The 23,211-nt window shown below is 65.7% G+C and carries 25 protein-coding genes; 9 read left to right on the top strand and 16 right to left on the bottom strand.

Annotated features, from left to right (window positions below; translation table 11 throughout):
* Positions 1-42 precede the first annotated feature (42 nt).
* From IEX43_RS01465 to IEX43_RS01475, 3 genes are all read right to left on the bottom strand, one after another.
* Positions 43-1,005 (bottom strand): carbohydrate ABC transporter permease, encoded by a 963-nt coding sequence (locus tag IEX43_RS01465; protein ID WP_188808753.1) that lies wholly within the window; start codon positions 1,003-1,005, stop codon positions 43-45.
* An 82-nt stretch (positions 1,006-1,087) separates the two neighbouring features.
* Positions 1,088-2,383 carry a sugar ABC transporter substrate-binding protein gene (locus IEX43_RS01470; RefSeq protein WP_188808754.1) on the bottom strand — a complete coding sequence of 432 codons (1,296 nt, stop codon included), beginning with the start codon at positions 2,381-2,383 and terminating at the stop codon, positions 1,088-1,090.
* 152 nt (positions 2,384-2,535) lie between these two features.
* Entirely contained in the window at positions 2,536-3,558 is a 1,023-nt protein-coding gene (locus tag IEX43_RS01475; RefSeq protein WP_188808755.1) for a LacI family DNA-binding transcriptional regulator, read from the bottom strand.
* Between the two features lie 239 nt (positions 3,559-3,797).
* On the opposite strand from IEX43_RS01475, the gene IEX43_RS01480 reads away from it, so the two are divergent.
* Positions 3,798-4,301 carry a hypothetical protein gene (locus IEX43_RS01480; protein WP_188808756.1) on the top strand — a complete coding sequence of 168 codons (504 nt, stop codon included), beginning with the start codon at positions 3,798-3,800 and terminating at the stop codon, positions 4,299-4,301.
* 53 nt (positions 4,302-4,354) lie between these two features.
* A complete protein-coding gene (locus tag IEX43_RS01485) occupies positions 4,355-5,077 on the top strand; it encodes a Pr6Pr family membrane protein (protein ID WP_188808757.1) in 723 nt (240 codons plus the stop codon).
* On the opposite strand, the gene IEX43_RS01490 is transcribed toward IEX43_RS01485, so the two are convergent.
* From IEX43_RS01490 to IEX43_RS01515, 6 genes are all read right to left on the bottom strand, one after another.
* A complete protein-coding gene (locus IEX43_RS01490; RefSeq protein WP_188808758.1) occupies positions 5,074-5,961 on the bottom strand; it encodes an HNH endonuclease in 888 nt (295 codons plus the stop codon). The genes IEX43_RS01485 and IEX43_RS01490 overlap by 4 nt on opposite strands.
* Positions 5,962-6,017: 56 nt before the next feature.
* Positions 6,018-6,212: a hypothetical protein gene (locus tag IEX43_RS01495; RefSeq protein WP_188808759.1), complete on the bottom strand. Its 195-nt coding sequence runs from the start codon at positions 6,210-6,212 to the stop codon at positions 6,018-6,020.
* Positions 6,209-6,739, bottom strand: coding sequence for a hypothetical protein (locus tag IEX43_RS01500; protein ID WP_188808760.1), 531 nt, complete (start codon positions 6,737-6,739; stop codon positions 6,209-6,211). Before IEX43_RS01500 ends, IEX43_RS01495 begins: the two co-directional genes overlap by 4 nt.
* Before the next feature lie 74 nt (positions 6,740-6,813).
* Positions 6,814-7,869 (bottom strand): zinc-dependent alcohol dehydrogenase family protein, encoded by a 1,056-nt coding sequence (locus tag IEX43_RS01505; RefSeq protein ID WP_188808761.1) that lies wholly within the window; start codon positions 7,867-7,869, stop codon positions 6,814-6,816.
* A 128-nt stretch (positions 7,870-7,997) separates the two neighbouring features.
* The gene (locus tag IEX43_RS01510) at positions 7,998-8,435 is read right to left on the bottom strand and encodes a VOC family protein (protein ID WP_188808762.1); all 438 of its coding nucleotides are present in this window, start codon (positions 8,433-8,435) and stop codon (positions 7,998-8,000) included.
* Positions 8,436-8,476: 41 nt separating this feature from the next.
* Positions 8,477-9,349: a universal stress protein gene (locus IEX43_RS01515; RefSeq protein ID WP_188808763.1), complete on the bottom strand. Its 873-nt coding sequence runs from the start codon at positions 9,347-9,349 to the stop codon at positions 8,477-8,479.
* A gap of 130 nt (positions 9,350-9,479) precedes the next feature.
* Here IEX43_RS01515 and IEX43_RS01520 point away from each other — a divergent pair, with 130 nt between their 5' ends.
* Both IEX43_RS01520 and IEX43_RS01525 read left to right on the top strand, forming a co-directional pair.
* On the top strand, positions 9,480-10,274 hold the full coding sequence (locus tag IEX43_RS01520) for an SDR family NAD(P)-dependent oxidoreductase (RefSeq protein WP_229666255.1): 795 nt from the start codon (positions 9,480-9,482) through the stop codon (positions 10,272-10,274).
* A gap of 29 nt (positions 10,275-10,303) precedes the next feature.
* Positions 10,304-11,764, top strand: coding sequence for a DUF5129 domain-containing protein (locus IEX43_RS01525; protein WP_188809047.1), 1,461 nt, complete (start codon positions 10,304-10,306; stop codon positions 11,762-11,764).
* A gap of 61 nt (positions 11,765-11,825) precedes the next feature.
* On the opposite strand, the gene IEX43_RS01530 is transcribed toward IEX43_RS01525, so the two are convergent.
* From IEX43_RS01530 to IEX43_RS01545, 4 genes are read right to left on the bottom strand one after another with little or no spacing between them, the layout of a single operon-like run.
* Positions 11,826-12,992, bottom strand: a complete 1,167-nt coding sequence (locus tag IEX43_RS01530; protein WP_188808765.1) for an ABC transporter permease — start codon at positions 12,990-12,992, stop codon at positions 11,826-11,828.
* The gene (locus tag IEX43_RS01535) at positions 12,989-14,143 is read right to left on the bottom strand and encodes an ABC transporter permease (protein ID WP_188808766.1); all 1,155 of its coding nucleotides are present in this window, start codon (positions 14,141-14,143) and stop codon (positions 12,989-12,991) included. Before IEX43_RS01535 ends, IEX43_RS01530 begins: the two co-directional genes overlap by 4 nt.
* A gap of 19 nt (positions 14,144-14,162) precedes the next feature.
* On the bottom strand, positions 14,163-15,125 hold the full coding sequence (locus IEX43_RS01540; protein ID WP_188808767.1) for an ABC transporter ATP-binding protein: 963 nt from the start codon (positions 15,123-15,125) through the stop codon (positions 14,163-14,165).
* 15 nt (positions 15,126-15,140) lie between these two features.
* Positions 15,141-15,413 carry a YegP family protein gene (locus tag IEX43_RS01545; protein WP_188808768.1) on the bottom strand — a complete coding sequence of 91 codons (273 nt, stop codon included), beginning with the start codon at positions 15,411-15,413 and terminating at the stop codon, positions 15,141-15,143.
* 177 nt (positions 15,414-15,590) lie between these two features.
* Here IEX43_RS01545 and IEX43_RS01550 point away from each other — a divergent pair, with 177 nt between their 5' ends.
* Positions 15,591-16,061 (top strand): DUF1003 domain-containing protein, encoded by a 471-nt coding sequence (locus IEX43_RS01550; RefSeq protein WP_188808769.1) that lies wholly within the window; start codon positions 15,591-15,593, stop codon positions 16,059-16,061.
* A 34-nt stretch (positions 16,062-16,095) separates the two neighbouring features.
* Here IEX43_RS01550 and IEX43_RS01555 read toward each other — a convergent pair whose 3' ends face one another.
* From IEX43_RS01555 to IEX43_RS01565, 3 genes are all read right to left on the bottom strand, one after another.
* Positions 16,096-16,566, bottom strand: a complete 471-nt coding sequence (locus IEX43_RS01555) for a GyrI-like domain-containing protein (protein WP_188808770.1) — start codon at positions 16,564-16,566, stop codon at positions 16,096-16,098.
* Positions 16,567-16,654: 88 nt separating this feature from the next.
* Entirely contained in the window at positions 16,655-17,026 is a 372-nt protein-coding gene (locus tag IEX43_RS01560) for a DUF5655 domain-containing protein (protein ID WP_229666256.1), read from the bottom strand.
* A gap of 14 nt (positions 17,027-17,040) precedes the next feature.
* Positions 17,041-17,511 (bottom strand): pyridoxamine 5'-phosphate oxidase family protein, encoded by a 471-nt coding sequence (locus IEX43_RS01565; RefSeq protein ID WP_188808771.1) that lies wholly within the window; start codon positions 17,509-17,511, stop codon positions 17,041-17,043.
* A 141-nt stretch (positions 17,512-17,652) separates the two neighbouring features.
* Between IEX43_RS01565 and IEX43_RS01570 the strand changes: the two genes are divergently transcribed.
* The 4 genes from IEX43_RS01570 (at position 17,653) to IEX43_RS01585 (ending at position 23,169) form a co-directional block, all read left to right on the top strand.
* Entirely contained in the window at positions 17,653-18,135 is a 483-nt protein-coding gene (locus IEX43_RS01570) for a pyridoxamine 5'-phosphate oxidase family protein (RefSeq protein WP_188808772.1), read from the top strand.
* A 136-nt stretch (positions 18,136-18,271) separates the two neighbouring features.
* Positions 18,272-20,092: a heavy metal translocating P-type ATPase gene (locus IEX43_RS01575; protein ID WP_188809049.1), complete on the top strand. Its 1,821-nt coding sequence runs from the start codon at positions 18,272-18,274 to the stop codon at positions 20,090-20,092.
* 66 nt (positions 20,093-20,158) lie between these two features.
* Positions 20,159-20,623, top strand: coding sequence for a universal stress protein (locus IEX43_RS01580; protein WP_104186003.1), 465 nt, complete (start codon positions 20,159-20,161; stop codon positions 20,621-20,623).
* Positions 20,620-23,169, top strand: a complete 2,550-nt coding sequence (locus tag IEX43_RS01585; RefSeq protein WP_188808773.1) for a cation-translocating P-type ATPase — start codon at positions 20,620-20,622, stop codon at positions 23,167-23,169. Before IEX43_RS01580 ends, IEX43_RS01585 begins: the two co-directional genes overlap by 4 nt.
* Positions 23,170-23,211 lie beyond the last annotated feature (42 nt).

Raw genomic sequence — 23,211 nt, forward strand, 5'->3', positions numbered from 1 at the left:
CCTGCGATGCTGAGACGGTTTGACTTGGGAGTCTGCTTCACGTCAGTCCTTCTCTCGGGTCAGGTAGCGCTGCACTGCGGAGATCAGCAGCACCAGGACGAAGAATACGAGGGAGATGGCCGAGGCGTAGGAGGTTTCCTGCTGCTTGAAGCCGGAGCGCACCGCCTCGAAAATGATGGTGGTGGTGGAATCGAGCGGTCCGCCCTGGGTCATGACGCTGACCTGGTCGAAGAGCCCGAGTGCCTGGATGGTGATGGTCACCATAATCAGGGTGCGGGTGTGCTTGAGGCCCGGCCAGGTCACGTAGCGGAACTGGTGCCAGCGGCTGGCTCCGTCCAGCTGGGCAGCCTCGTACAGTTCCCCGGAAATGCTCTGCAGGCCGGCGAGCCAGATGATCATATGGAAGCCGGCGGCCTGCCAGATGGACAGGATGATGATGGCCGGCATGGCGGTGGCGGGGTCATTGAGCCAGTCCGGGCCGTCGATCAAGCCAAAGCTGGCCGCGGACAGGAACTCGTTAATGAGCCCATCCTTGCGGTACATGAACAGCCACAGCAGCGACACCACCACCATGGACGTCACCACGGGCAGGAAGTACAGGGTGCGGAAGAAGTTCACGCCGCGGAACTTCTTGTTGATCAGCAGCGCCATAGCGAGGGCCAGGCCGGACTGGACGGGCACCACCACAACCGCAAAGTAGCTGACGTTCAGCAGCGCCCGCCAAAACGTGGGATCCGTGAAGAGCCGGACGAAATTGTCCGTTCCGACAAACTCAACGGGCCGTGGCGACACAAGGCGTGCATTAGTGAATGCCAGGCCAAAGCCCAGGATCGCCGGGAGGAAGACAAAGAGGAGCAGCAGGGCTGCCGCGGGGGCGATCATCGCCCACCCACTGAGCTGCTCGCGCAGGTAGCGCGGCCTGCGATGGGGTTTGCTGGGCGGTGCGGCCGGGGCCGGGGCCGCCACTCGGCGGCCAGGATTAGGGGGAAGCTGGGTGGTTGTCATGGGATTCTCCGTTGACAGTCAGGGCCGGAGGTACGACGACGGCGGGTTGCGCGCCGCCGTCGCCGTACCGTTCGGCAGCTGGCTAGCTCTTGTAGCCGCCGTTGGACTTGATATTGGCGTCAATCGCCTTGACTGCCTTGTCCAGGGCTGCCTTGGGATCCGCACCGGCAAGGATGTCCTGGACAGCCTTGCCGTATTCGGTGGCGATGAACGGGTAGGCCGGAGTCTCAGGCCGCAGCACGGCGTACTCGCGGGAGAACTCCATGAAGATTCGGTTGGCACCGCCCTCGGCGAACGCGGGAATCAGGGCTGCGGCTTCATCAGTGGCGGGGATGCCTCCCGTTGCCTTGATGACGGCAGCCACGTTTTCCGGCTTTAGGGAATAGGACAGGTAGTCCATCGCGGCATCCGTATTGTTGCAGCCACTGGTGACGCCCCACTGCCAGGAGGCTCCACCGATCTTGGGACCGTTGCCCAGGTCCACCGTGGGCATGACAACCAGCTCATCTCCCAGGGTTTCCCGGGCCTTGTCTCCTGCCCAGGAACCGGTGTACAGGAGGCCGCTCTTGTTGTTCAGGAAGTCCTGGGTGGAGTCTTTCCCGCTCTTCGTCGCCATGAAGCCCTGGTCCGCCAGGCCGCGGAACCACTTGGCCCACTCGACAGCGTTGTCACCATTCAGGGCTCCGTCAGCCGACTGGTAGTCCTCGCGGTCGATCAGGTCTCCGCCGAAGGACTGCAGGAACGGCGAGTACGCATACGGCAGCCATTCGCCCGTTCCGGCAGTACCCATGTCCAGCGGGTAATCCCACTTACCCAGCGCCTTGAGCTTGGTCAGCGCGTCCTGGAACTCCTCCTTCGTCCATGGCTTCTCAATGGTGGCGGCCCGGATGCCCGCTTCAGCGAGATCAGATTTGCGGGCAAACATGGACAAAGCGACGTCGCCGTACCCAACCGCATAAGTCTCGCCCTCCCACGTGGCAACGGTGCTGGGGAGGTTCTTGGAAAGGTCCGCGGATAGCTTCAGTGGCGTGAGGTACTCGGCCCACGCCCAGTTGGGAACGTTGGGCCCGTCAATGTCCACAATGCAGGGAAGATTGCCGGCTGAGGCGGCCCCAACGACGGAATCGTTGTAGGACTCCTGCGGGAAAGCCTGTACCTTGATTTGCGCCTTCGCGCCGCTGCTCTTGTTATAGGAGTCCACGATCGACTGGGTCGCCGCCAGTTCGGCCGGGTTTCCGGCTGCGTGGGTCCACATGGTGATCTCAGTGGAGCCTTCGGTTGTGGCGGAGGAACTGCCCTTGCCGCAGCCGGCGAGGGCGGAGGTGAGGGCGGCAGCGGCTATGCTGGTCGCCAGGATCCTTGTGAGCTTCTTGTTCATGGGTCGGTCTTTCTGCTTGGACAGCGGGGGATTGATGAGGGTCCTGCAAGGGAACGCGGCCGCTGCAACGGCTGCGTTCCCGTTTTTTCTGGGGGTAATTCAGGGGGATGGAGTCTGACGCGCCTCTTTCGCCGGATCAGTTCTTCTGCCGCTCAGTTCCTGGGTGGAGCAACAGAGTCCCGCTCCACCAGCGGGCAGGGGATTTTTTCGTGGGTTCGGGGCGCCCCGGGGTTTTCGAGCTCGCTGAGGAGCTTCAGGACAGCCCAGCGGCCCATTTCATAGTGGGGGAGTGCCATGGTGGACAGCCCCGGCCAGAGGGCGTCCGCGATGAGTTCGAGGTTGTCCACGCCCACAATCGAGAGGTCGTCCGGGATATTCAGGCCGAGGTGGCCAGCCGCCTGGTAGGCGCCCATGGCCATCTGGTCGTTGAAGCAGAAGAGCGCGGTGGGCCGTTCGCTGCCGGCCAACAACTCCAGTGCGGCCTCCCGTCCTCCCGCAGTGCTCGGATATGCAACCACCAGGCGGCTCTCCGGCAGCTGCATGCCGTGGCGGTCCAGGCCTGCCTGGAAGCCTGCGAGCCGCCCGTGGGCGGCGGGAATGTCGTCCTCGTTGTTGATCATGGCGATGTTGCGGTGGCCCGCTGAGACCAGCAGCTCGGCGGCAGATTCTCCTGCGCCGAACTCGTCCGGTACTACGGAGGACAGCCGTGGGTTGTCCGAGGTGGCGTCCAGGACGATGGTGGGCACGGCCTGGAGCTCCTCCGGGACAGATACCAGCTGGTTGAACATGCGGGCGTAGATGATGCCGTCCACCTGGTGCTGCTGGAGTGCCCGGATTTCCTGGCGCTCCAGTTCGTTATCGAGGCCGGAGTTGACCACCATGAGCAGGTGCCCGTGCTCGGAGGCGGCGTCCTGTGCGCCTTGGATCATGGCCCCGGCAAAAGGGGTGGTGGTGATTTCGTCGCTGACAATGCCCAGGATCTGGGAGCGCTGGTTGCGCAGTCCGCTGGCCAGCCGGTTCGGAGCGTAGCCGAGATCGCAGGCCACGGCTTTGACGTGCTCCACGGTCCGGGCATTGACCCGGGAGCTGTGCGCTTCGCTCAGGGCATGCGACACAGTGGTCACGGAGACGCCTGCGGCCTTGGCCACGTCCCTGATGTTTACCTTTGTCGCCATTGACTTCGTTCCTTTGCAAAACGTTTTGTATGTTGCTTGCATCACTATATGCAAAACGTTTTGCAGCCGTCAAGCTTTCTTGCGGATTCCGCTGTCGGTGACTTCGCGCAGCGGGGGAATAAAGGCTTTCTTCTGAGAGGTTAATCAGCCCGCCTCTTCCCGGGAAACTCCTCTTGACAGGCGTGCGGACAGGGGACTCTCATCAAAGAAAAACGTGAAGCAGAAAGGGGGTGGCGGCTGTGCCTGCCATCCAAACTACCCCCGCGACGCAGTCCCGGCTCCGGGCCGGAGCAGCCCTGATGGCTCTCGCCGGGCTGGCCTTCGTGGGGTACGCCGCAGCCTTCCTGGCACTCAACTTCTCGGGCGCCTTCCTGGAGCTGGGCATCGGTCCCGAACAGGTGGACAAGGGCAGGGCGGAGGTCCAGGCGTTCAGCCCCCAGCTGCATCACTACATCAGCCATCTGCACATTGCGCTGAGCGGGTTCATCGCTGCCACCGGGCTGGCCATTGCAGCCTTGTCCTGGTTCGGGGTGCGGCGGGGGGAACGGTGGGCCTTCGCCGCCACCGTCACCATTACGGCAGTCAGCCTCGCAATCTCTGTCCCGGCGCATTACCCGTGGGGCCTGGCAACGCTCGGACACCTCGGCCCGGTGTACGTGGCCCTCCTCATATTCTTGGCGGGCGCCGCCGCGGCCTACAGCGGACTGCGGGACATGACGGTGGAAGCAGGTGAAAGCAGCTGACAGCGGTCTTTGTGCCCTGCGCAGGGACGTCCCTGGCGTGCAACACTTTGCGAATGAGCAGCGCACGCAAGTTGGTTCCCCTGGCGGAGCATCACCGCGACCCGGCCAGCGGCCTGCACCCGGACAGCCCGTGGGTCCGGGCGGTCCGGCTGCTGGTGGGCGCGTTCGTGCTCGCCGCACTCGTGCAGAAGACCTATGACGCAACCCTGCCGGGCAACGACGTCGACAGCTTTCAGCTGTATTCGGAATTCACCGTCCAGGCGAACCTCGGACTCGGGCTCCTGCTGATCGCATCGGCGGCATGGCCGGCGGCCAGGCTTCCGCGTTGGTGGGTCCACCTCTTCGGCGCCTTTGTCCTCTACTTGGTGATGACGGGACTTATCTACATTGTCCTCGTGGCGCCGCCGGACGAACCTTGGTGGAGCTGGGACCTGTACTGGCCGCAGATGGCACACCACCGCCTGGCTCCCCTGTATGTTCTCCTCGATTGGCTCCTGGTCACGAGGACGGTGCGCGGTCCTTGGTGGCGGCCCCTGGCGTGGCTTGCCTACCCGGCGGCCTTCCTCATCTTTTCCTGGCTCCGGGGTTCGATCGACGGCTGGTACGTCTACGATTTCCTGGATCCAACGCTTGAGGGCGGCTGGCCTGCTGCCCTGGCGTCCATAGCCCAGGTCCTGGTGGCTTTCCTGGTGATTGCGGCCCTGGTGCATCTTGCCGGCAACGCGCGCGCCGCTCCCGCCCTCAGTCGCTCGCGGCGCCAACGCCAGGCAACCTAGGCCTGGGGATCCTGCCGGTATATCCCCGGTCCTTCCAGGATCCTCCTCGCATCTTCCTGGGCTCCGAGGGCAAGATCGCCCACCACCTCGCCCCTCAGGTGGCCGGAGGCGGAAATGATGTGCCGGAGCTCCGACACGGTGCGCGGCGGGCCGGCACTGCCGTGTGCCAGGGTGTGGCAGTTGGGGCACATTGGCACGAGGTCGGCTACGGGATCCAGCTGGTAGCCGCTCCCAAGCAGCTCCGGCGGCACCACGTGGTGGACGTCAATGGACCCGGAGCCGGCATCGCCATAAAAGGCTTCGAAGGAGAAACCGCAGGCAGCGCAGGACGTTCCATGGAAGGCCAAGCACACCCGGCGTGCGTCAAGGTTCCGCTCATGGCGGTTCACGTCGATAGTGCTGACGGCGTCCGGCGGGCAGGTCCCCGAAACAACGTGCGGGGGACGGGTCGCCGCGGGCCCGAGGTCCCGCCACAGACGGCGAAGGCCCGGCTCTTCATGGCTAGGAACGGCAAGGCCTGGGCGGTTAAGTGCCTCACCCCAGGGAATCCCGGGGACTGCTGTGCGGAGGGCATCCTGGCGGACCTGCTCACCGAGGGGGAGCAGCGCGTCGAACAGGATGCTGACGTGCCACTCCGCGGCGCTGTCTCGGGGCAGCGTCTTGTACGGCTCCGACATGACCACCCCGTGGCCGATCAGTCCGGTGCCAGCGTCGCTGCTTCCCTGGACGAACAGCCAGGCTTCACTTCCCGCGGTGACGTTGAGTGGCTGGTCAGCACTCCAGCGCTGCAGAAACCTTCCGGACTCCGCCACGAGGTCGACGGCGGCGCGGTAGTCCCAGCGTGCGGATCCGGTGGAGTTCCATCCAAGAATTACTGCAGCCACTACTCACCCAATCCAGCACACACGTGCGTTGGCCTTCACAGCCTGCAGAAGGGAACCTAGATGGGTTCCTTGGCCAGCGCCTTGGTCCTGGGCGGGGTTTCGCGGCCGAGCCGCTGGTCGAGCGTGACGCGCAGCCTGGCAGCAGCCACCTGGACACGATGCTCGGCAGGGGTGGCTTTCTTCGGGGCCGGCTTGGCGGCTGCGCTCCGCGGAGGATGGACGAACCGGTGTTCGGACGATGCTGCGCTCATGGTCCAACCTCCTTGGTAGTGTCTTCACCCGTAGTTCCATTCTCGCCTATGTTGCCATCGGCGTCCACGAACACCGTGTCCTGGCCAGCCTCGGTGCCCTGCCCGTCGTCGTCCGCGTTTTCATCGCCCCACACGCTTTTCCAGGCGATGTCGAACAACTCAAGCTCTTCGTTGCGGGCGAGCTCGCTGCGTGCCAGGACTTCCAGGGTTGCCAGCCCCAGGGCTTTCGTTCCTTCGTCCTGGTCCAGTGCCCGGTCCAGCGCCCACTGCGTCCGGCGCCACCATTCCGCGCGGCTGTCAGCTTCGGTCTTTTGCAGCAGTGCATGGGCGTCCGCTTCCCGCTTCTGCTCCAGCGCAGTGGCATCGGCAGCAGTGCGCTGTTTAAGCGTGCGCCAATTGATGTAGAAGGCCAGCAGGGCAGCGATGAGGACCGCCAGGGGACCCAGGCCGGCGAGGATGACCCACCAGTCAGCCGGTCCCGAATGGACGACGACGTCGAGCGGGCTTGGGGAGGGAGCAGGGGTCACTGGACCAGCATAGGCCGCGGCGGGGCTGTCAGCCGGGCGGCTGCCGCCGCGCCGTGCCCATCAGGACGCGACCATCAGGCGGTGATGACCACTTTCAGTGCGTTGGTCTCCGCGGCCCGGGCGAAAGTGTCGTACGCGTCCATGAACTGGTCGAAGCGGAAATGGTGTGTGGCGAACTTTTCTGCGGGCAGTTTCTTCTGCGCAACAAGTTTCAGCAGCATGGGCGTTGTGTTGGCGTTTACCAGGCCCATGCTGATGTTGATGTTCTGGATCCAGAGGTTCTCCAGGTGCAGTTCCACCGGTTTGCCGTGCACGCCAACGTTGGCAACTGTGCCACCGGGCCTGACGATCTCGGTGCACATGCCAAAGGTTGCCGGAACGCCCACGGCCTCAATGGCAACGTCCACGCCCTGCCCGTCCGTACGGGACAGCACTTGGTCCTTCCAGTCGGAATCACCGGACCGCACAACGTGGGTGGCCCCGAACGCGCGGGATTGCTCCAGGCGGTTTTGGTCAAGGTCTATGGCGATGATGGTGGCCGCCCCGTAGAGCCCCGCCGTGGCAATCGCGGCCAGTCCCACCGGGCCCGCTCCCACCACAGCCACCGTGTCCCCGGGCTTCACGCGGCCGTACTGGACCCCGATTTCGAAGCCTGTGGGGAGGATGTCCGAGAGCATGACGGCCTGTTCGTCCGTGACCCCCTCGGGGAGGAGATGTAGGGAGTTTTCCGCATAGGGAACGCGGACGTATTCTGCTTGGGTGCCGTCGATGAGGTGGCCAAAGACCCACCCGATTCCTGATGCGCCTTCGTCCCCGAGGCAATGGGAATAGAGCCCGGTCTTGCAGTTGGCGCAGTGGCCGCAGGACTTGATGCAGGAAATGATCACCCTGTCGCCGGGTTTCAGTGTGGTGACGGAGGCCCCCACTTCGGTGATGGTTCCCACGCCTTCGTGGCCCAGGATCCGTCCCTCCTGGACTGCAGGGACATCACCCTTGAGGATGTGCAGGTCTGTTCCGCAGATGGTGGTGGTGTCCACCTTGACGATGGCGTCGCTTGGATTGATGATCGACGGGTCCGGCACATCGGTCCAGGATTTTTTCCCGGGCCCGCCGTAGACAATGGCCTTCATGACTGCTCCTTGTTGGTCGGCGATCGGGTTGATTCCGGACTGCTGCGTCAACCTCAAGGATGGAGGAGGGGGCCGGGATCGATAAGGGTCCTAGGTCCCGGTGGCCAGGATTCTGCCGTCCATGGGTGTCAGTCTTTCTGCAGTTTCTCGGCGGGCATCACAATGATTCCGCTGGGGCCGCGGAGGTATGTGAGCTTGTACGCGTCGCCGTAGGTCGCCACGCCGCGCAGCGGACGGCATCCGTGCTTCGCGGCTACCTCAAGTGCTGTGTCCAGGTTGTCCACCGAGAAGGCCACGCGGTGCTTGCCAATGTCGTTGGGCCGGGTTGGATCTGTCTGGTTCGCTTCGGGGTGGATGTATTCGAAGAGCTCAAGTTGACCGTGGCCGTCCGGGGTCTGGAGCATGGCAATCCTGGCATGGTTGCCATCAAGCCCGACCACAGTATCCGTCCACTCGCCGCTGACCGTATCGCGGCCGACGACCGTGAGCCCGAGGTCGGTAAAGAAGGCGATTGCTGCTTCGATGTCGCGGACGGCGATGCCGACGTTCTCGAATTTGATGGCCATGGGTTGCAGCTACCAAGGCCGAGCCATCAGCTCCAGCGGCCTTATTGTTCCCCCCTGATGCGGGCGGTTGTGCCGCGGCGTGAGATGAGGACCGGGCCACGTGCGTGGTGCAGGACAGCATGGGCGGTGGAACCTATCGTCTCCCTGAGGAGCCCTTGGCCCTTGGTGCCCACAACCAGCATTCGTGCACCCTCCGACGCTTTGAGGATGGCATGGGCGACCGACGTATCGGAGAGCACCTTTCCGTCCACTGCAACAGCCGGGGCGAGGGTGCGGACACGGCCGAGGGTGGAACTGAGGACCTCCCTGGCGGCAGCCTCGGCGTCAGGCATCCCGCGATGCCCGTACCCGGGCGGCGTGTGGCGGACATGGACGACGGTGAGGCCCGCCTGCCAGGCAGAGGCGAGTTCACAGGCGTCCTCAAGCGCCGTGGGGGACCCCGTTCCGTCCACCGCGACGACGACGGGCCCGCCGGGGTGGAGATCAGGCCTTATCACTGCTACCGGGCACGTTGCGGTGGCCGCCAGCTCCAGGCTTACGGATCCCACCAGGAGTCCCAGGAACCCGCCCAGGCCCCGGCTGCCGACGACGATCATCTCCTCCCCGGAAGAGATCTCGGCAAGATACGATGCGGGCAATCCATGCAACAGGGTGCCTTCAACCTTCAGACCGGGTGCCGCCGCTTCGGCACGGCTGATGCCCTCGTCCAGAATTGCCTGCGCCGCCCGTTCCAGCCCGCTGTCCGCAACTCCAGGAACCGGGCCGAGGTTCCTGGTCAGCAGCGGCCAGATGGAGCAGTGGACCACAAGAAGGGAGCGATTGCGCAGCTGCGCCTGTTCCGCCGCCCAGTTGATTGCGGTTGCAGCTTCAGCCGAACCGTCATAGCCGGCAACGATGGACCTTGAATCCTGCATAGCGTCTGCGCTCCTGGTCAGGGGACTTTCGGCCCTGTGGTTGCTTCTTCTGGGACTGCAAGCTGGTGGCGTGGGTTCCTGTGTACCCGCTCAATCAAGCAGAGCACCACACAGCAGCGGGAAGCAACACATGCTGAGGATTGAGGAGCACCGCATGGCTGTGTGGCAGGAAAATGTCACGCCGGGCCGGTTCGAGGGCCAGACCGTCATCGTCACCGGCGCCGCATCCGGGATAGGACGTGCAACTGCCCTGCGCGTTGCCCGCGAAGGGGGCAGGGTGGTTGCCACCGACGTGGGCGAGGAACGGCTGGAAGAACTGGTGGTCGAATACGCGGAGCTCGGTTTCGTACCCGTGGCCGGCGACATCAGCAAAGAGGACGTGGTGCAGAGGGTGGTGTCTGCGGCTGGTGGACGCATCGACGCGCTGGCCAACGTGGCAGGCATCATGGATAGCTTCCAGCCCGTGCATGAGCTCGACGACGACACGTGGGAGCGGGTGCTGGAGGTCAACCTGACTGCCGTCATGCGCCTTACAAGGGCCGTGGTGCCGGTGATGCTGACGGCGGGGTACGGCTCGATAGTGAACGTCTCCTCCGAAGCGGGCCTGCGCGGGTCGGCGGCAGGTGCTGCCTACACCGTCTCCAAACATGCCCTGATCGGCCTGACCCGCAGCTCAGCAGTCATGTACGGCCGCCGCGGGATCCGGGTCAATGCAGTAGCCCCCGGCGGCACCAGGACCAACATCCACGCAGAATTCAAGTCCCAGCTTGGCGCGGAGGTCCTTGGCACCCTGCTCCAGGCAAATGTGCCGCCCATCGCGGAAGCCGGGGAAGTCGCCGCCGGGATCACCTTCCTTCTCAGCAGGGACGGCACCAACATCAACGGCGTGGTGCTTCCCTCCGATAACGGATGGAATGCTGTCTGAATGGGTATGGGAGCAGCCGGGTGACGCAGATGAACACCGCAGTGCACAGGCTCGTGGGCCTGCTGCTGGTCCTGGCGGCGCTGCTGCCGGCCGGATCAGCCGCCGCTTTCGCTGATCCGCCCTTGTCTGTGGAAGTCCAGGACACGGCGGGGGTGCTGGACCAGAACAAGCTGATTCCGGCCCTTGAGGGGATCGAGTTTTACGAGCCCACGAGGGTTGTCATCTACACGTACAACGGCAGCACCGAGGACAACCTCAACGAAGAAGTCCTCAGGTTTGCCCGGAGCGGGCATCCGGAATGGATCAGCCCGGACGGGCAGAAATGGGCAGACGGGATGTTTATCTTCGCCCTTGACCCCATAGGCCGCCATGTTGGGACCTACATGGGCGAAGACCGGAAGGTGTCCCTTGAACAACGGAGCGACATCCAGGACGCCGCCAAGGATCTCTTCCGTGACGCGCAGTGGACGGACGGAACAATTGCAGGCGTACGCCGCGGAGCCGAGCTCATCAACCAGCCGTGGTACCTGTCCGCGGCGTTCCTGATCACCGCCTGGGTAACCGCCGGAACTGCAGCCCTGGGCGCGGCAGCCTGGATCACTGTGCGGGCCGTCACCAGATCCTCCAGCCGTAAAGAGATTGAGCGCGGTGACCAAAGCTACGCCAGCGTCAGCATGGACCTTGAGGTGACAGAGCTGAACGCGGGCACCATCCCCGAGGCCTCCCGGTACGGAGGCCACGTCCTCGAGAAGCACCGCACTTTCCTCAACCGGTACAACACCGCCAGCCAGCTCTCAAACAAGGTGCATGCGCTGTCCAGGCGCGACCTGGGCCGCCGAAGGCACCTCAAGCTCGCCCGGGAATACGCAGACGCGGCCTCCGAGCTCGACGCGCTGGACGATGTCATCGCCGACACCAACGCCCTCCTCAACAGGGCCGGCACGTGGCCTGCGGCGTGGGACCGCCAACTCGCCCCCTTCCGCAAGGATCTCGCAGGGCTGGAGCAACTCCTTACCAAGCGCCACGGGCAGGGGGACTCTGCCACCGCGGCGGCCCTGCGGTCCTTCCGGGACCAGAGCCACCGGGATATCGAACGCTGGACGGCGGAACTGGCCGAAGCAAAGACCAGCCCCGAAAAGGCGCTCGACCGCCTCTACGACGCCCGGTCCCGGCTGGCCGTGCTCCTGGAAAACCATGCCCAAACAGTCATCGAGGGATTCGCGAAGAACGAACGAGAGGCGCAGCTGATGCGCAAGGAGATGCAGGCGGCCCAGGACGGACTCAACCACAAAAGGCGGCGCAGCTACGAGCCCAGCATCCTGGGCACCGTGTACCCGTCCTACAACTTCTTTTCCGTGGCCACCTTCAACTCCGGCCTCAACACGGGAGTCAGCGGCGTCAGCTCCGCCCGGGGCGGAGGCGGCAGCACCACCGGTTATGGAAGCAGCGGCGGAAGCTTCTCCGGTTCGGGCAGCTCATCCAGTTTCTAGTCCCGGCTAGCTGCCCGGATCAGCCCCCGGACATCACCCTGGAATGGCCAGGCACCAGAAACTACAGTGCCCGGCCGAGGCTCCGTTGCAGCAGGAATGACCCGAGCGCGAGCAGTGCCAGCGCCATTGCGGCGAGGACACCGAGCTGCGGAAGGATATCCGCCAGGGTGCCGTCATGCCGTTGGATATACGCGAAAGCGTCGTACGCCCAGCGGTGTGGCGTCACCCGGGAGACAGCCTGCAGCGTCTCGGAGAAGAACTCCGGGGGCACCATGGAGCCGCCCAACCCAGCCAGCACCAAACCCAGTCCCACCCCCACGCCGGACGCGGCGGCGTCGTTATCCATCAGCGAGCCGATTACCATCGCTGCCGCGGCCGAGACCGCGCAGAAGAACGCCAAAACCAACCCCGCCAGCAGGGGATTTCCCCAGTCAACGCCGAACAGCAGCGCCGTTCCCAGCATGATGTAACCGCCCTGGACGGCCGCAATGCCAAACCGTCCCAGCGCCTGGCCTGCGAGCGCCTGCCAGCTTGCAACGGGGCCCGCCATGACGCGCGCTATGACTCCTAAACGCCGGGCCTTGATCATGGTGGCGGCACCCGTGAGGGAGCTCAGGAAGACAAACAGCAGGAGCTGCTGCGCGGCACCCAGGTCGAACCGGCCCAGCCCCTGGAAGACCTGGGTGACGTCGTTAGTGTCCACCAGCACCACCTGGGGCTGTTGCACAGATTCCTTCGCCTGCTTCAACGCTGTTGCAGCTTCCGTCGCGCCCACTCCTGCCGATTCGAGAAGGGACTGTTGCCTTCGTTCCGTGCTGACGGCCTGGACGGAGGCCCGCACCTCCTGGAGCACGGCCTGTGCGGCTGACTGCGACGCAGTCAGCACCTCAAGGTCCGCCGGCTGGCCGGACGCGAAAGCCGCGGAGTCGTCGTCGCTGATGAAGATTCCGACATCAGCCCTTCCCCGGCTGAGCTGGTCGCGCGCCGCCCCGGCTCCGGCGGAGGACACCTGGACACCGTCTTCCTTCAATTGCTCCGAGAGGACCTTCGCCAACTCTGTGCCTGAACCACCGGACAGGACAACGCGTGCCTGGCCGCTGTTGGCACCGAACTGGGAGCCCAGCAGCAGGATCAGCAGGAGGGGAAAGATGAAGACAAAGAAGATATTGGACCTGTCCCGCAGGAAGAGCCTGACTTCGACGACGGCGATTCCAAGGATGCTTTTCATGCGCGGGCACCCCTGTCCGGGAGCGCTCGGGATGCCAGGGTGGCCACGGTGGCGAACCCCAGCATCACGGTAAGGGGGACCGCTACGTCCGTCACTCCGCCTCCGCCAGCTGTGATGCCAAGGCCGCGGATGAAGGCGGCAATCGGGTTCAGGTCCATCAGCGTGGCCAGGAACCCCGAGGCTTCAATCGGGAAGAAGGCGCCGCCGGCGATACCCAGCACCATGGCCAGGATGGACTGGGCGATGTTGGCCTGTTCGGCGCTGCGGACGAGGCGGGCAACGATGAACGTCAGGCTCGTGGCCGCCGCGGCCACAGCCAGGACCAGGAGCGCCACCACCGCCGGTGAACCGAAGGAGACGCCGAACAGTATGCTTCCTGCAGCCAGCAGTATCGCAGTAGCCACCACGCCAAGAATGAATCCGACGAGGGCCTTGGCCGTGATAATCGTGCCCGGAGCCACAGGGGTGGATTGCAGCCTGGACAGTGTGCCCTTCTCCCGTTCGGCCAGCAGCCCCAGGACCCCGAAGCCGACGGTGAAGAGCAGGAAGAGCCCGGTTTGCCCCGCCACCAGCGTTCCCTTGAGTGACAGCTGCTCAGCGGACGCCTGGCCTTCCGACAAGGTCAGGGCAGGCGTCCCGGCCGCAGCCTGCTGGGCAAGTCCGCCCAGGACATCGTGGGGGAGTCCGGCACTTCCGCCCGCCTCGGCAGCCACGGTGCCTGCCGCGAACTGCCCCAGGAGCGCGTCCACCACGGAAATCAGGACGTCGGTTTCAATGCCGGCCGCATCCCCTTCGACGACCTGGACTGAGAGCGCCTGCCCGGACGTCACCGCCGTCGTAAAGTCAGCCGGGAGGATGATGCCCAGATCGGCCCCCGTGGTTTTCGTTTCCCGCCGGACATCGCCGGCAGTGACCTTCCTGACGGTCACATCCATGACGGGCAGTGACTCCACCGCTTCGAGGAGTGCGTCGCCAAGCTGCCCGCTGTCTTCAGAACTTGCAATAACGACGGCGGGCTTGAGGTCCACGCTCCCGCTGTCGAAGCCGCCGAAGGAAAGATTCAAGACTCCCATGAGCGCGAGAGGGACAACGAGGGAGAAGATCACGACGGATTTGTCGCGGATCCGCTGCCGGAGGTCGTTGGCGACCATCGTCCACAGCCCGCGCACGTCAGTCCCGCAGGGCTTTGCCGGTCAGGTGCAGGAAGACGGATTCAAGGTCGGGCCGGACGATTTCCACGGAGGACAACGCCATCCCCGCTCCGCCCGCTTCGGCCACAACGGGGGCCAGGAGGCCCGGGCCGTTGTGCACCGTGAGCGTCAAACCTGACGCGCCGCCGTCCACATGCTTTACCCCTGGAAGCCGCCGCAGTGCCGAGGCAGCGGCACCGGTGTTTCCGCTGCCGTGCAGGTCGATGCGGTCCACCCCGCCGGTCAGCTCCACCAGTTCGCCCCTGGTGCCCTCCGCCTGGATCCGCCCTTCGTCGATGATGGCGATCCGGTCGCACAGCCGTTCCGCCTCTTCCATGTAATGGGTGGTATAGAGAACCGCCATCCCCTCCGTGGCAAGCGCCTCCACCGATTCCAGAATCGAGTTCCGGGACTGGGGGTCCACCCCCACTGTTGGTTCGTCCAGGATCAGCAGCGCGGGCCGGTGCAGCAGCCCGATGCCGATATTCAGCCGGCGCTTCATCCCGCCCGAAAACTTCTTGGTCTGCTCGCCCGCCCGGTCCGCAAGGCCGATGAGGTCAAGGACCTCCCCGGTGCGGGCCTTCAGGTCCCGGCCACTGAGTCCCTGGAGCCGGCCGAAGAACTGGAGGTTCTCCTTCGCTGTCAGGTCCGGGTAGATGGCAAGTTCCTGGGGGACCAGGCCGATGTGGCTCTTCAGCCGAGTGCTCGCCGGCGTCATGGCCGAACCGGCCACTTCGATGGATCCCGTGTCGGCGGGAATCAGCCCGGAGACCATGGAAATGATGGTGGTCTTGCCTGCGCCGTTGGGACCAAGCAGCCCGTACGTTTCACCGGCCCCGATATGGAAGGAGACATCGTCGACGACGGTATGGTCGCCATAGCGCTTGACCAGGCCTTTGACACCCAGGACCTGGGCCCTTTGCATCTGAACGTCCGCCGTCACTGGCCGAACGGATTTCTAAGCGGCACCGAGTGAGTTTGCCTTGCCGGCAAGGCGCGGGCGGACGTGGTGCGGACGCTTGGGCGTCCTGGTCCTTGCAAGGTTGGGTGCCGGAGCGAGGTCGCTGATCAAACCCGTTCCGGCGCACTCGCGGACATCCTCGATGGCTGCGGCAGCCTGGTATTTGTCCGGGTATTGTCCGGACACCGCCAGCACGGTTCCGTCCGGCGCGACAAGCCTGAACCTGATCCGCGAATCCTCATCGGCAAACAGCTCGAACGTTCCCGCCATAAATTTGCTCTCCCTCGATGGTCTTGCATCCGGCCTCTGTCTACGGTGCCAGAGGAAGAGGCAGATCCATTAGGGGCCAAGGTCCCGTTGTGGGGGTTCGCCGGGGGTCAATCCTGCCGGCGGGTCTGTCCGCGCATTGGTCCAGCGGAGACCGCGGAGGCCGCATACCCTAGGCACATGAGCGAGCGAAGAAGTACGTGGCATGCGCGGCACAAGGAGGGCCTGAGCCGGGGTGAGCGGGCGGCTGACGTCCTCCGCAACGGCATGGGCAGCTGGTCTTTTGTGGGTCTCTTCCTCGCCGCCATGGCAGCGTGGGCCGGGTACAACACGTACGTCCTGGCAGCAGCAGCCTGGGACCCCTATCCCTACATACTCCTCAACCTTTTCCTCTCGATGCTTGCCGGACTCCAGGGCGCCATCCTGCTGATTGCCGCCAAACGCCAGGACGCCATAGCGGCGGCGATGGCACGCCACGACTACGAAACGGACGTGCAGTCAAAGTCAGAGCTGGACCGGCTGATGGCCATTAACATCCAGCAGTTCGAAATGCTGGAGGAGCTCCGGGCGATGCTTGGGAAGCCTGCTGTCCCGCAGCCCGGGGTCCTGCAGCCTGGTGCGCCGCGGCAGGCAGACGGCGGCGGCAGTTAGTCCGCCTGGGCACTTTCTCCTGGGTCCCGGGCACTCACGCGAAGGGCCAAATGACCCGTGTCTGCCACTTTGCGGGGTCGGGTTCCGTTTCGGGGTCGCTCAGGTAGTACTCCCACATAATGTCCCCCGGAGTGAGGCCTTCCGCCTGCATCTGCCCAAGGACCGCGTTGTAAGTGTTTTCCAGGGTGTCATAGGGCCCGGTATGCATGGCCTCAAGGGCGTCAGTTTCCGGCAGCGTCCCGCCGGCCACTCCATCGGCGTCACTGAAGTGCCCAGCCATGGGAAAGCCGGCTTCCACGTCAACGGTCTCGCCGGGCTTTCCCCGGTAAAGCGCGAAAGGAGGGCCCGCGGGGGCCGCACCCTGTTTCTGGGCTGCTGCCATGACCGTCCCGAAGGCCCTGCCGAAGAATTCCGTCAGTGCGTCCATCCGGACGCGTTCACGCACGACGGCGACCGGCTGCTCAGGGAGGTGGACTTTCCTGGGGTGCGCGCCAGAGTCATTCATAGCTCCAGCCTGCGCCGTTGGCACCGGGCCTGACAGGGCCTTAGGACTCTAAACTGTCCGGCCCGCGGGGCGGTTTTGGCCCGCGCACTCAGCCTGCATCCTCATATGCCTGGCGCATCCATTGCTCCACCTCGCCGTCGAGTTGGCTGCTGTCCAAGAGCTCAAGATGGTGCATCCAGATCCCGGGGGCAGGGTGCGCTGTCTCCTTGAAGCGGGGCGAGCCGATCTCATGGGGAAGCGCCAACGACAGCACAACAGGAACCATGGACCTGACGTACATGCCCGGGCGCCACAGATACGCAAAGCCCCTGCGGCGGCGGAACGAGACCTGGCTCTTGGACACACGGACCGTCATGGGTCCGATGCCGGAGGCCATGCGTTCTGCCGCCTCGTAGATGTTCCGGGCAGTGCCGTCACCCTCAAAAAAGCGGTCAACAGTCCATGGTTCGCCGCCTTGCACCGGAGCGGTTGTGGCTACTCGAGCCCTGCGCGGGTGGCTTCGTTCAACGGTGTCTGCCAGGTGCCGGTGGCTGACAGGGTGAACCTCCGGCCCGTCACCGACTGCGGAATGATCCTGATGAGGTGGTCCTGCCCAACGCCCTGCCAGGGAAAGAGCCCCCGGCGTGTCTCGTTCAGGGCGGGGGACGCGGCGTCGTCCTGGACAGCCTCGCCCTTGACCACAACACTCCAGGCCAGGCCAAACTCGGCACTCACGCTGTCCGCCTCCAGGGCAACCATCGAGTTCGCCTCAATGGCCTGCAGCTTTGTTCCGCTGCCCGTCCGGAAGACCAGGCCCTCGCCGTCACGCTTGAAACTCACCGGGAACACGTCTGGCTGTCCGTCGACGACGACGCCAAGCCGTCCAATACTCGTTTGTTCCAGCAGTCTCCAGCACTCATCGGAGTCGAGAATTTCTGCGTCAGGGGCGATTTTCTTGTCGGTCATGCCGAGATCCTAAGCTGCTGGTCATTTCCCTAACAGGGCCCAAAGACCTTTGACCTGCCCGCCGGACCCCTGGCCGCCTCCAGGCGGGGCCGGGCCTTAATGCCCTAGCGGGCCCGGCTTGGCGGCAGTATTTTCAGCTGTATGCGCAATAACTCACCGGAACGGGACGGCCCATCCGCAGTGGAAGTCCTGGCCGCCAACGACTGCTGGGATCTCCTGCGCGCGGTTTCGGTGGGCCACCTGGCCGTCCTGGTGGACGGCCATCCGGAGATCTTTCCCGTGAACTACAAGGTGGACCATGGCTCGGTGGTCTTCCGCACCGGAGAAGGGACAAAGCTCCACGCCGCGTCCCAGCCCACCGCCGTCGCCCTTGAAGCGGACGGCACTGACCAGGATAAACGAACCGCCTGGAGCGTCCAGCTGAAGGGCCACGCCGAGGTCCTGGAACCCTCACCGGAGCTGATGGCCGGTGTGGGACTCACCCTGTTCCCCTGGCAGGCGGGCCACAAGGACCACTTCGTGCGGATCATTCCGACGGCGGTAAGCGGCCGGCGCTTCACCGTCGCCTCCCCGCTGACCTGGTGGAGCCATCTGGAAGTTCCGACGCGGGCGGGCCTTGCCTGAGGGAAAGCCGGCAGCCCCGCCCGGCACCCCCGTACCGCCGCAGCCGAAGGCCGGCCCCGATGAATCCGGCACGTCGCTCCCGGTCCGGGCCTCAGCGCTGATCCGTCAGTACCCCCTGGTGGCGCTGACATGCCTGATGCTCGCCGTCACCGGGATCATGCTGCAGTCCGGACTGGAACAGCCCGCCCGGCTCGGCGCGTCCGTTTACGCCGCCGTCGTCGCCGCCATCCGTGCGGTGGCGATGTTCCGCTCGCTCCGCGAGGGCCGCTGGGGGATCGACGTCCTGGCGCTGATGGCGATTGCCAGCACCGTGTGGGTGGGTGAGTACCTTGCCGCCCTTGTGGTGATCCTCATGCTGTCCGGCGGGGAAGCGCTCGAAATCTTCGCCCAGGGACGGGCAGCGCGTGAACTGAAGTCCCTGCTGGACAGGGCTCCCCGCTTCGCCCACCGCGAGGCTGCCGGATCAGTCCTGGAAGAAACACCCGTGGGCGAGGTGGTCCCCGGCGACGTGCTGGTGGTGCGCCCCTCCGAGCTGGTCCCGGTGGACGGGGAGCTCCTGTCCGACGCCGCAAGCCTGGATGAATCGTCGCTGACGGGGGAGAGCCTGCCCGTGGAGCGGGTCCGGGGGGACCTCCTGCTCAGCGGCTCCGTCAACGGCGAGACGGCCATCAGGATGCGGGCGGCCGCCACAGCCAAAGATTCGCAGTACAGCCGCATCATCGCCCTGGTGGAGGAGGCGGCGTCCAGCCGGGCCCCGGTGGTCCGCCTGGCCGACCGGTACGCAGTTCCCTTTACCGCGCTGGCGATCCTCATGGCCGGAACTGCCTGGGCCCTGTCCGGGGATCCCGTGCGCATCGCCCAGGTCCTGGTGGTGGCAACACCCTGCCCGCTCCTGATCGCCGCGCCCGTGGCGTTCCTCGCCGGCACCAGCCAGGCAGCCCACAGGGGCATCATCATCAAGAACTCCGGGACCCTTGAGCAGCTGGCCAAAGCCAGGACGGCGATCTTCGACAAGACTGGAACGCTGACCTCCGGACGGCCCGTCCTGGACACGGTCCAGGTTGCCCAGGACCAGGAAACAGGCCCACGTGCTGCGATGGGCGCCGGGCGGATCCTGCAGCTCGCCGCCTCAGCCGAGCAGTACTCCTCGCATGTCCTGGCGGCCTCGGTCATCGAAGCCGCCGCCCAGCGCAACCTTGAGCTCCTTCCCGTCACCCGGGCCACCGAACATGCCACCCAGGGCGTGGAAGCAGTATGCGGCGGGGACACTGTGGTGGTGGGCAAGGCGGGGCTGGTCCGGGACTCATCCGCGGGCTTCCGGGAAGCTGCCCTGCAGAGCGGCCAACTGGCCATCTATGTCGCCGTCAATGGGAGCTATGCCGGAGCCCTGATCATGAAAGACCCGCTGCGCACCGACGCAGGCGAGACCCTCGCCCGGCTGCACCGGCTGGGGGTCCGGCACACCATGCTGCTGACCGGCGACGCCCACGGGACTGCGGCCCACATCGCCGAGGAGGCCGGCATCCGGCATGTACAGGCAGACTGCCTGCCGGAGGACAAGGTCAACGCGGTGGCAGCCGTGCGGGAGCGGCCCGTCATCATGGTGGGCGACGGCGTCAATGACGCCCCCGTCCTGGCAGCCGCGGACGTGGGCATCGCCATGGGGGCAAAAGGTGCCACCGCCGCCAGTGAGTCGGCGGACGTCGTGATCATGCTCGACGACCTGTCCAAGGTGGCCGTGGCGGTCGAAATCGGGAAGCGCACGGTAGGGGTGGCCCTGGTGAGCATCTGGACAGGAATAGGCCTGAGCATCGGCCTGATGGCCGTGGCCATGACTGGCTACATTCCTGCAGTCACCGGTGCCCTCCTGCAGGAACTCGTGGATCTTGCCACCATCCTGAACGGGCTGAGGGCGCTGCACGGGGCCCGGCCGCGGAAACCCTGGGGCCGGGGCTGATCCGGCAGGTCCCGGCATGACCTTCGGCCCTTCCGCACTTCGCCGGCAGTGGCGAATGTGGTGGGTATGAACGCAGAAACAGTGTCCAAGCCTGTGATCGTGGGCGTCGACGGTTCCGAATATTCTTCCGCCGCCCTGCGGTACGCCGGAACCCTCGCCGCACGCCTGGGTGCGCGTCTGGAAGTCATCACCTGCATCGGCATGCCCGATTACCTGGTGGTGGCCCACCTCGAAAACGCCGAGCATCCCTTGACGGCAAGGCTGGAGGACACCGCCAGCCGCCTGGTGGAGGACGCCCTGGGACGGGCATTCACCGGGGACCGGCCGCAGAACATCGACGTCACCGTCAAGTTCGGGCCGCCCGGCAAAGTCCTCGTGGAAGAGAGCCGGCGGGCGCAGCTGCTGGTTGTCGGCCGGCACGGTGAGGGCGGATTCCTCGGCACGTCCATGGGATCGGTCAGCAAGGCCTGCGCAGCGCATTCCGCGTGCCCGGTGCTCCTGGTGGGCCAGGAGGCGGACGACGTGCCATGACGGCGGCGGGCCTGACCTCGGGCCAGGCTGCAGAACTCCTGAAGCAGGCAGGGCCGAACCTTCTCCCTGCCGAGGAGCCCGTACCGCAGTGGCGGAAACTCTGGGGGGAGCTGACGCACTTCTTTGCCCTCATGCTGTGGTTCGCGGCAGCCCTGGCCTTCCTCGCGGACCTGCCGCAACTGGGCGTGGCGATCATCGTCGTCGTTCTTGTCAACGGGGTTTTTGCCCATATCCAGCAGGAACGGGCCCAGCACGCCGCGGCCAGGCTGCGCGGGCTGCTGCCGGCTGACGTCATGGTGCGGCGGGACGGACGCGTCCGGAAAGTCCACGCCAGCGAACTCGTGGTCTCCGACGCCGTGCTCCTGACGGCCGGTGACCGCATCCCCGCGGACGTCGTCCTGGCCACGGCACAAGCCTGCGCTGTGGACGAGTCGATGCTGACCGGCGAAAGCGATCCGGTACCTAAAACGGCCGGTGACTCCGCCTGGGCCGGCACATTCCTGGTCAACGGCGACGCCGAGGCCACTGTCACGGCCACCGGTGCCCGGACACGGCTGGCCGGGATCTCCGCCCTCACCAGCGGCGCAGTTCCCCCGCCCACGCCGCTGTCCCTGGAACTGCGCCGGATTGTCCGGGTGGTGGCATCAGTTGCCCTGGCCATCGCCGCCCTGTTTTTCCTGGTGTCCCTGCTGGTGGGGATCGAATGGCGCGATTCCTTCCTGTTCGCCATCGGCGTCGCCGTCGCGCTTGTCCCCGAGGGCCTGCTGCCCACGGTGACGCTGTCGCTGGCGATGGGGGCGCAGCGCATGGCCTCCCGCAACGCACTGGTCCGCAACCTCGAAGCCGTGGAAACCCTCGGTTCCACCACCTTCATCTGCACCGACAAGACCGGAACCCTCACCCAGAACCGGATGAACGCCGTCGAGGTCTTCACGTCCGGCGGGTCGGTCCGCATAGCGGGCGAGGGGTACAACCCGGAGGGCACCGTCCAAGGGGACGGGCAGGAGAGAGCCGCGGAAACGGCGCTCGCGGCGCTCGCCGCCTCTCAGGGGCGGGCCGAACTGCATGACGGGCAATGGCGGGCATTGGGTGACCCCATGGAAGCCGCCATCGACGTGCTCGCGCGGCGACTGGGCGTGGCAGGTGCCCGCATGGCGCCTTCGCGCCGCTTCGCCTTTGACCCTTCACGACGGCGGGAGTCGGCGATCGTGGGGCACGAGCTTTTCTGCAAGGGCGCCCCCGAGGCCGTCCTTCCGCTGTGCAGCGACGTCGACGGTCCGGTGGCTGACCAGGTCCAGCTGATGGCCTCCCGCGGACTCCGTGTTATCGCCGTGGCGCGGAGGCGGCTCAATGGGCCGTCCGCCGACTGGGAGTCCCGCCCCGCCGGGGACGTCGAACGCGGCATGGAGCTGCTGGGACTGATCGGGCTCCATGATCCGCCGCGGCCGGACGTGGGCGACGTCATCCGGACGGCCCGCAAGGCCGGACTCAAACTGGCCATGATCACCGGCGACCATCCTGCCACCGCAGCGGCAATTGCCCGTGAGATTGGGCTTATGGGCGTACCGGAATTCGTCCTGGAGGGCTCGGACCTTCCCGGGGATGAACAGCTGCTGGGGGCACTCCTGGACCGGGACGGGGTAGTGGTGAGCAGGGTATCCCCAGAGCAGAAACTCCGGGTTGCCAAGGCCCTGCAGTCCCGCGGCCATGTGGTGGCCATGACGGGCGACGGCGTCAACGACGGGCCCGCCCTCCGTGAGGCGGACATCGGGGTGGCCATGGGATTGAGCGGCACCGACGTTGCGCGCGAAGCGGCTGACCTGGTGCTCCTTGACGACCACTTCGCGACGATCGTGGCAGCTATCGAGCAGGGCAGGGCCACCTACTCGAACATCCACCGGTTCCTGACCTACCACCTCACCGATAATGTGGCGGAGCTGACGCCCTTTGTGGTCTGGGCCCTCTCGGGCGGCCAGTTCCCGCTTGCGCTGGGCGTCCTGCAGATCCTTGCCCTGGACATCGGTACCGACCTGCTGCCTGCCCTGGCCCTGGGTGCCGAGCCGCCCGGCAAACGGGTGCTGTCCCGGCCGCCGGAGCGCCGGCACCTGATGGACCGGCAGCTGATGGTGCGGGTCTTCTGCGTGCTGGGCCCGGTGGAGGCCCTTGTTGAAATGACCGCGTTCTCCGTTGTGCTCTTCGGCGGCGGCTGGACCCGGGGCGAGGCGCCGGATCCCGGGCTCCTCATGGCGGCGTCGGGGGCTGCCTTCACAGCGGTGGTCCTGGGCCAGCTGGCCAACGCCTACGCCTGCCGGAGTGCCACCGTGCCGCCGTGGAGGCTGGGGTGGGGTTCGAACAAGCTCCTCGCGTGGGCTGTCCTGGCTGAACTGGCCGTGCTTGCAGCCTGCCTGTACCTGCCGCAGCTCGCCGCCCTGCTGGGCCAGGCCCCGCCGCCGGCGTCCGGGTTGTTGGTTGCCGCCCTGGCCGTACCGGCCGTCCTGGTGGTGGACTGGGCCTATAAGGGCTTCAGGGGCCGCAGCGTCCGGTGAGCAGCACCCAGGAACCCCGGCCCGTGGTCCTGTCCCTACGGG

Origin of the sequence: Pseudarthrobacter polychromogenes (assembly GCF_014644495.1) — a bacterium.
Classification (GTDB): Bacteria; Actinomycetota; Actinomycetes; order Actinomycetales; family Micrococcaceae; genus Arthrobacter; species Arthrobacter polychromogenes.

Bases quoted from the DNA above. Each gene is read 5' to 3' on its own strand.
- IEX43_RS01565 (WP_188808771.1), bottom strand. From the start codon at position 17,511: ATGACCGACAAGAAAATCGCCCCTGACGCAGAAATTCTCGACTCCGAT.
- IEX43_RS01515 (WP_188808763.1), bottom strand. From the start codon at position 9,349: ATGCAGGATTCAAGGTCCATCGTTGCCGGCTATGACGGTTCGGCTGAA.
- IEX43_RS01470 (WP_188808754.1), bottom strand. From the start codon at position 2,383: ATGAACAAGAAGCTCACAAGGATCCTGGCGACCAGCATAGCCGCTGCC.
- IEX43_RS01505 (WP_188808761.1), bottom strand. From the start codon at position 7,869: ATGAAGGCCATTGTCTACGGCGGGCCCGGGAAAAAATCCTGGACCGAT.
- IEX43_RS01475 (WP_188808755.1), bottom strand. From the start codon at position 3,558: ATGGCGACAAAGGTAAACATCAGGGACGTGGCCAAGGCCGCAGGCGTC.
- IEX43_RS01545 (WP_188808768.1), bottom strand. From the start codon at position 15,413: ATGGCGGGAACGTTCGAGCTGTTTGCCGATGAGGATTCGCGGATCAGG.
- IEX43_RS01495 (WP_188808759.1), bottom strand. From the start codon at position 6,212: ATGAGCGCAGCATCGTCCGAACACCGGTTCGTCCATCCTCCGCGGAGC.
- IEX43_RS01570 (WP_188808772.1), top strand. From the start codon at position 17,653: ATGCGCAATAACTCACCGGAACGGGACGGCCCATCCGCAGTGGAAGTC.
- IEX43_RS01530 (WP_188808765.1), bottom strand. From the start codon at position 12,992: ATGAAAAGCATCCTTGGAATCGCCGTCGTCGAAGTCAGGCTCTTCCTG.
- IEX43_RS01555 (WP_188808770.1), bottom strand. From the start codon at position 16,566: ATGAATGACTCTGGCGCGCACCCCAGGAAAGTCCACCTCCCTGAGCAG.
- IEX43_RS01585 (WP_188808773.1), top strand. From the start codon at position 20,620: ATGACGGCGGCGGGCCTGACCTCGGGCCAGGCTGCAGAACTCCTGAAG.
- IEX43_RS01510 (WP_188808762.1), bottom strand. From the start codon at position 8,435: ATGGCCATCAAATTCGAGAACGTCGGCATCGCCGTCCGCGACATCGAA.
- IEX43_RS01525 (WP_188809047.1), top strand. From the start codon at position 10,304: ATGAACACCGCAGTGCACAGGCTCGTGGGCCTGCTGCTGGTCCTGGCG.
- IEX43_RS01575 (WP_188809049.1), top strand. From the start codon at position 18,272: ATGCTCGCCGTCACCGGGATCATGCTGCAGTCCGGACTGGAACAGCCC.
- IEX43_RS01520 (WP_229666255.1), top strand. From the start codon at position 9,480: ATGCTGAGGATTGAGGAGCACCGCATGGCTGTGTGGCAGGAAAATGTC.
- IEX43_RS01550 (WP_188808769.1), top strand. From the start codon at position 15,591: ATGAGCGAGCGAAGAAGTACGTGGCATGCGCGGCACAAGGAGGGCCTG.
- IEX43_RS01485 (WP_188808757.1), top strand. From the start codon at position 4,355: ATGAGCAGCGCACGCAAGTTGGTTCCCCTGGCGGAGCATCACCGCGAC.
- IEX43_RS01535 (WP_188808766.1), bottom strand. From the start codon at position 14,143: ATGGTCGCCAACGACCTCCGGCAGCGGATCCGCGACAAATCCGTCGTG.
- IEX43_RS01580 (WP_104186003.1), top strand. From the start codon at position 20,159: ATGAACGCAGAAACAGTGTCCAAGCCTGTGATCGTGGGCGTCGACGGT.
- IEX43_RS01465 (WP_188808753.1), bottom strand. From the start codon at position 1,005: ATGACAACCACCCAGCTTCCCCCTAATCCTGGCCGCCGAGTGGCGGCC.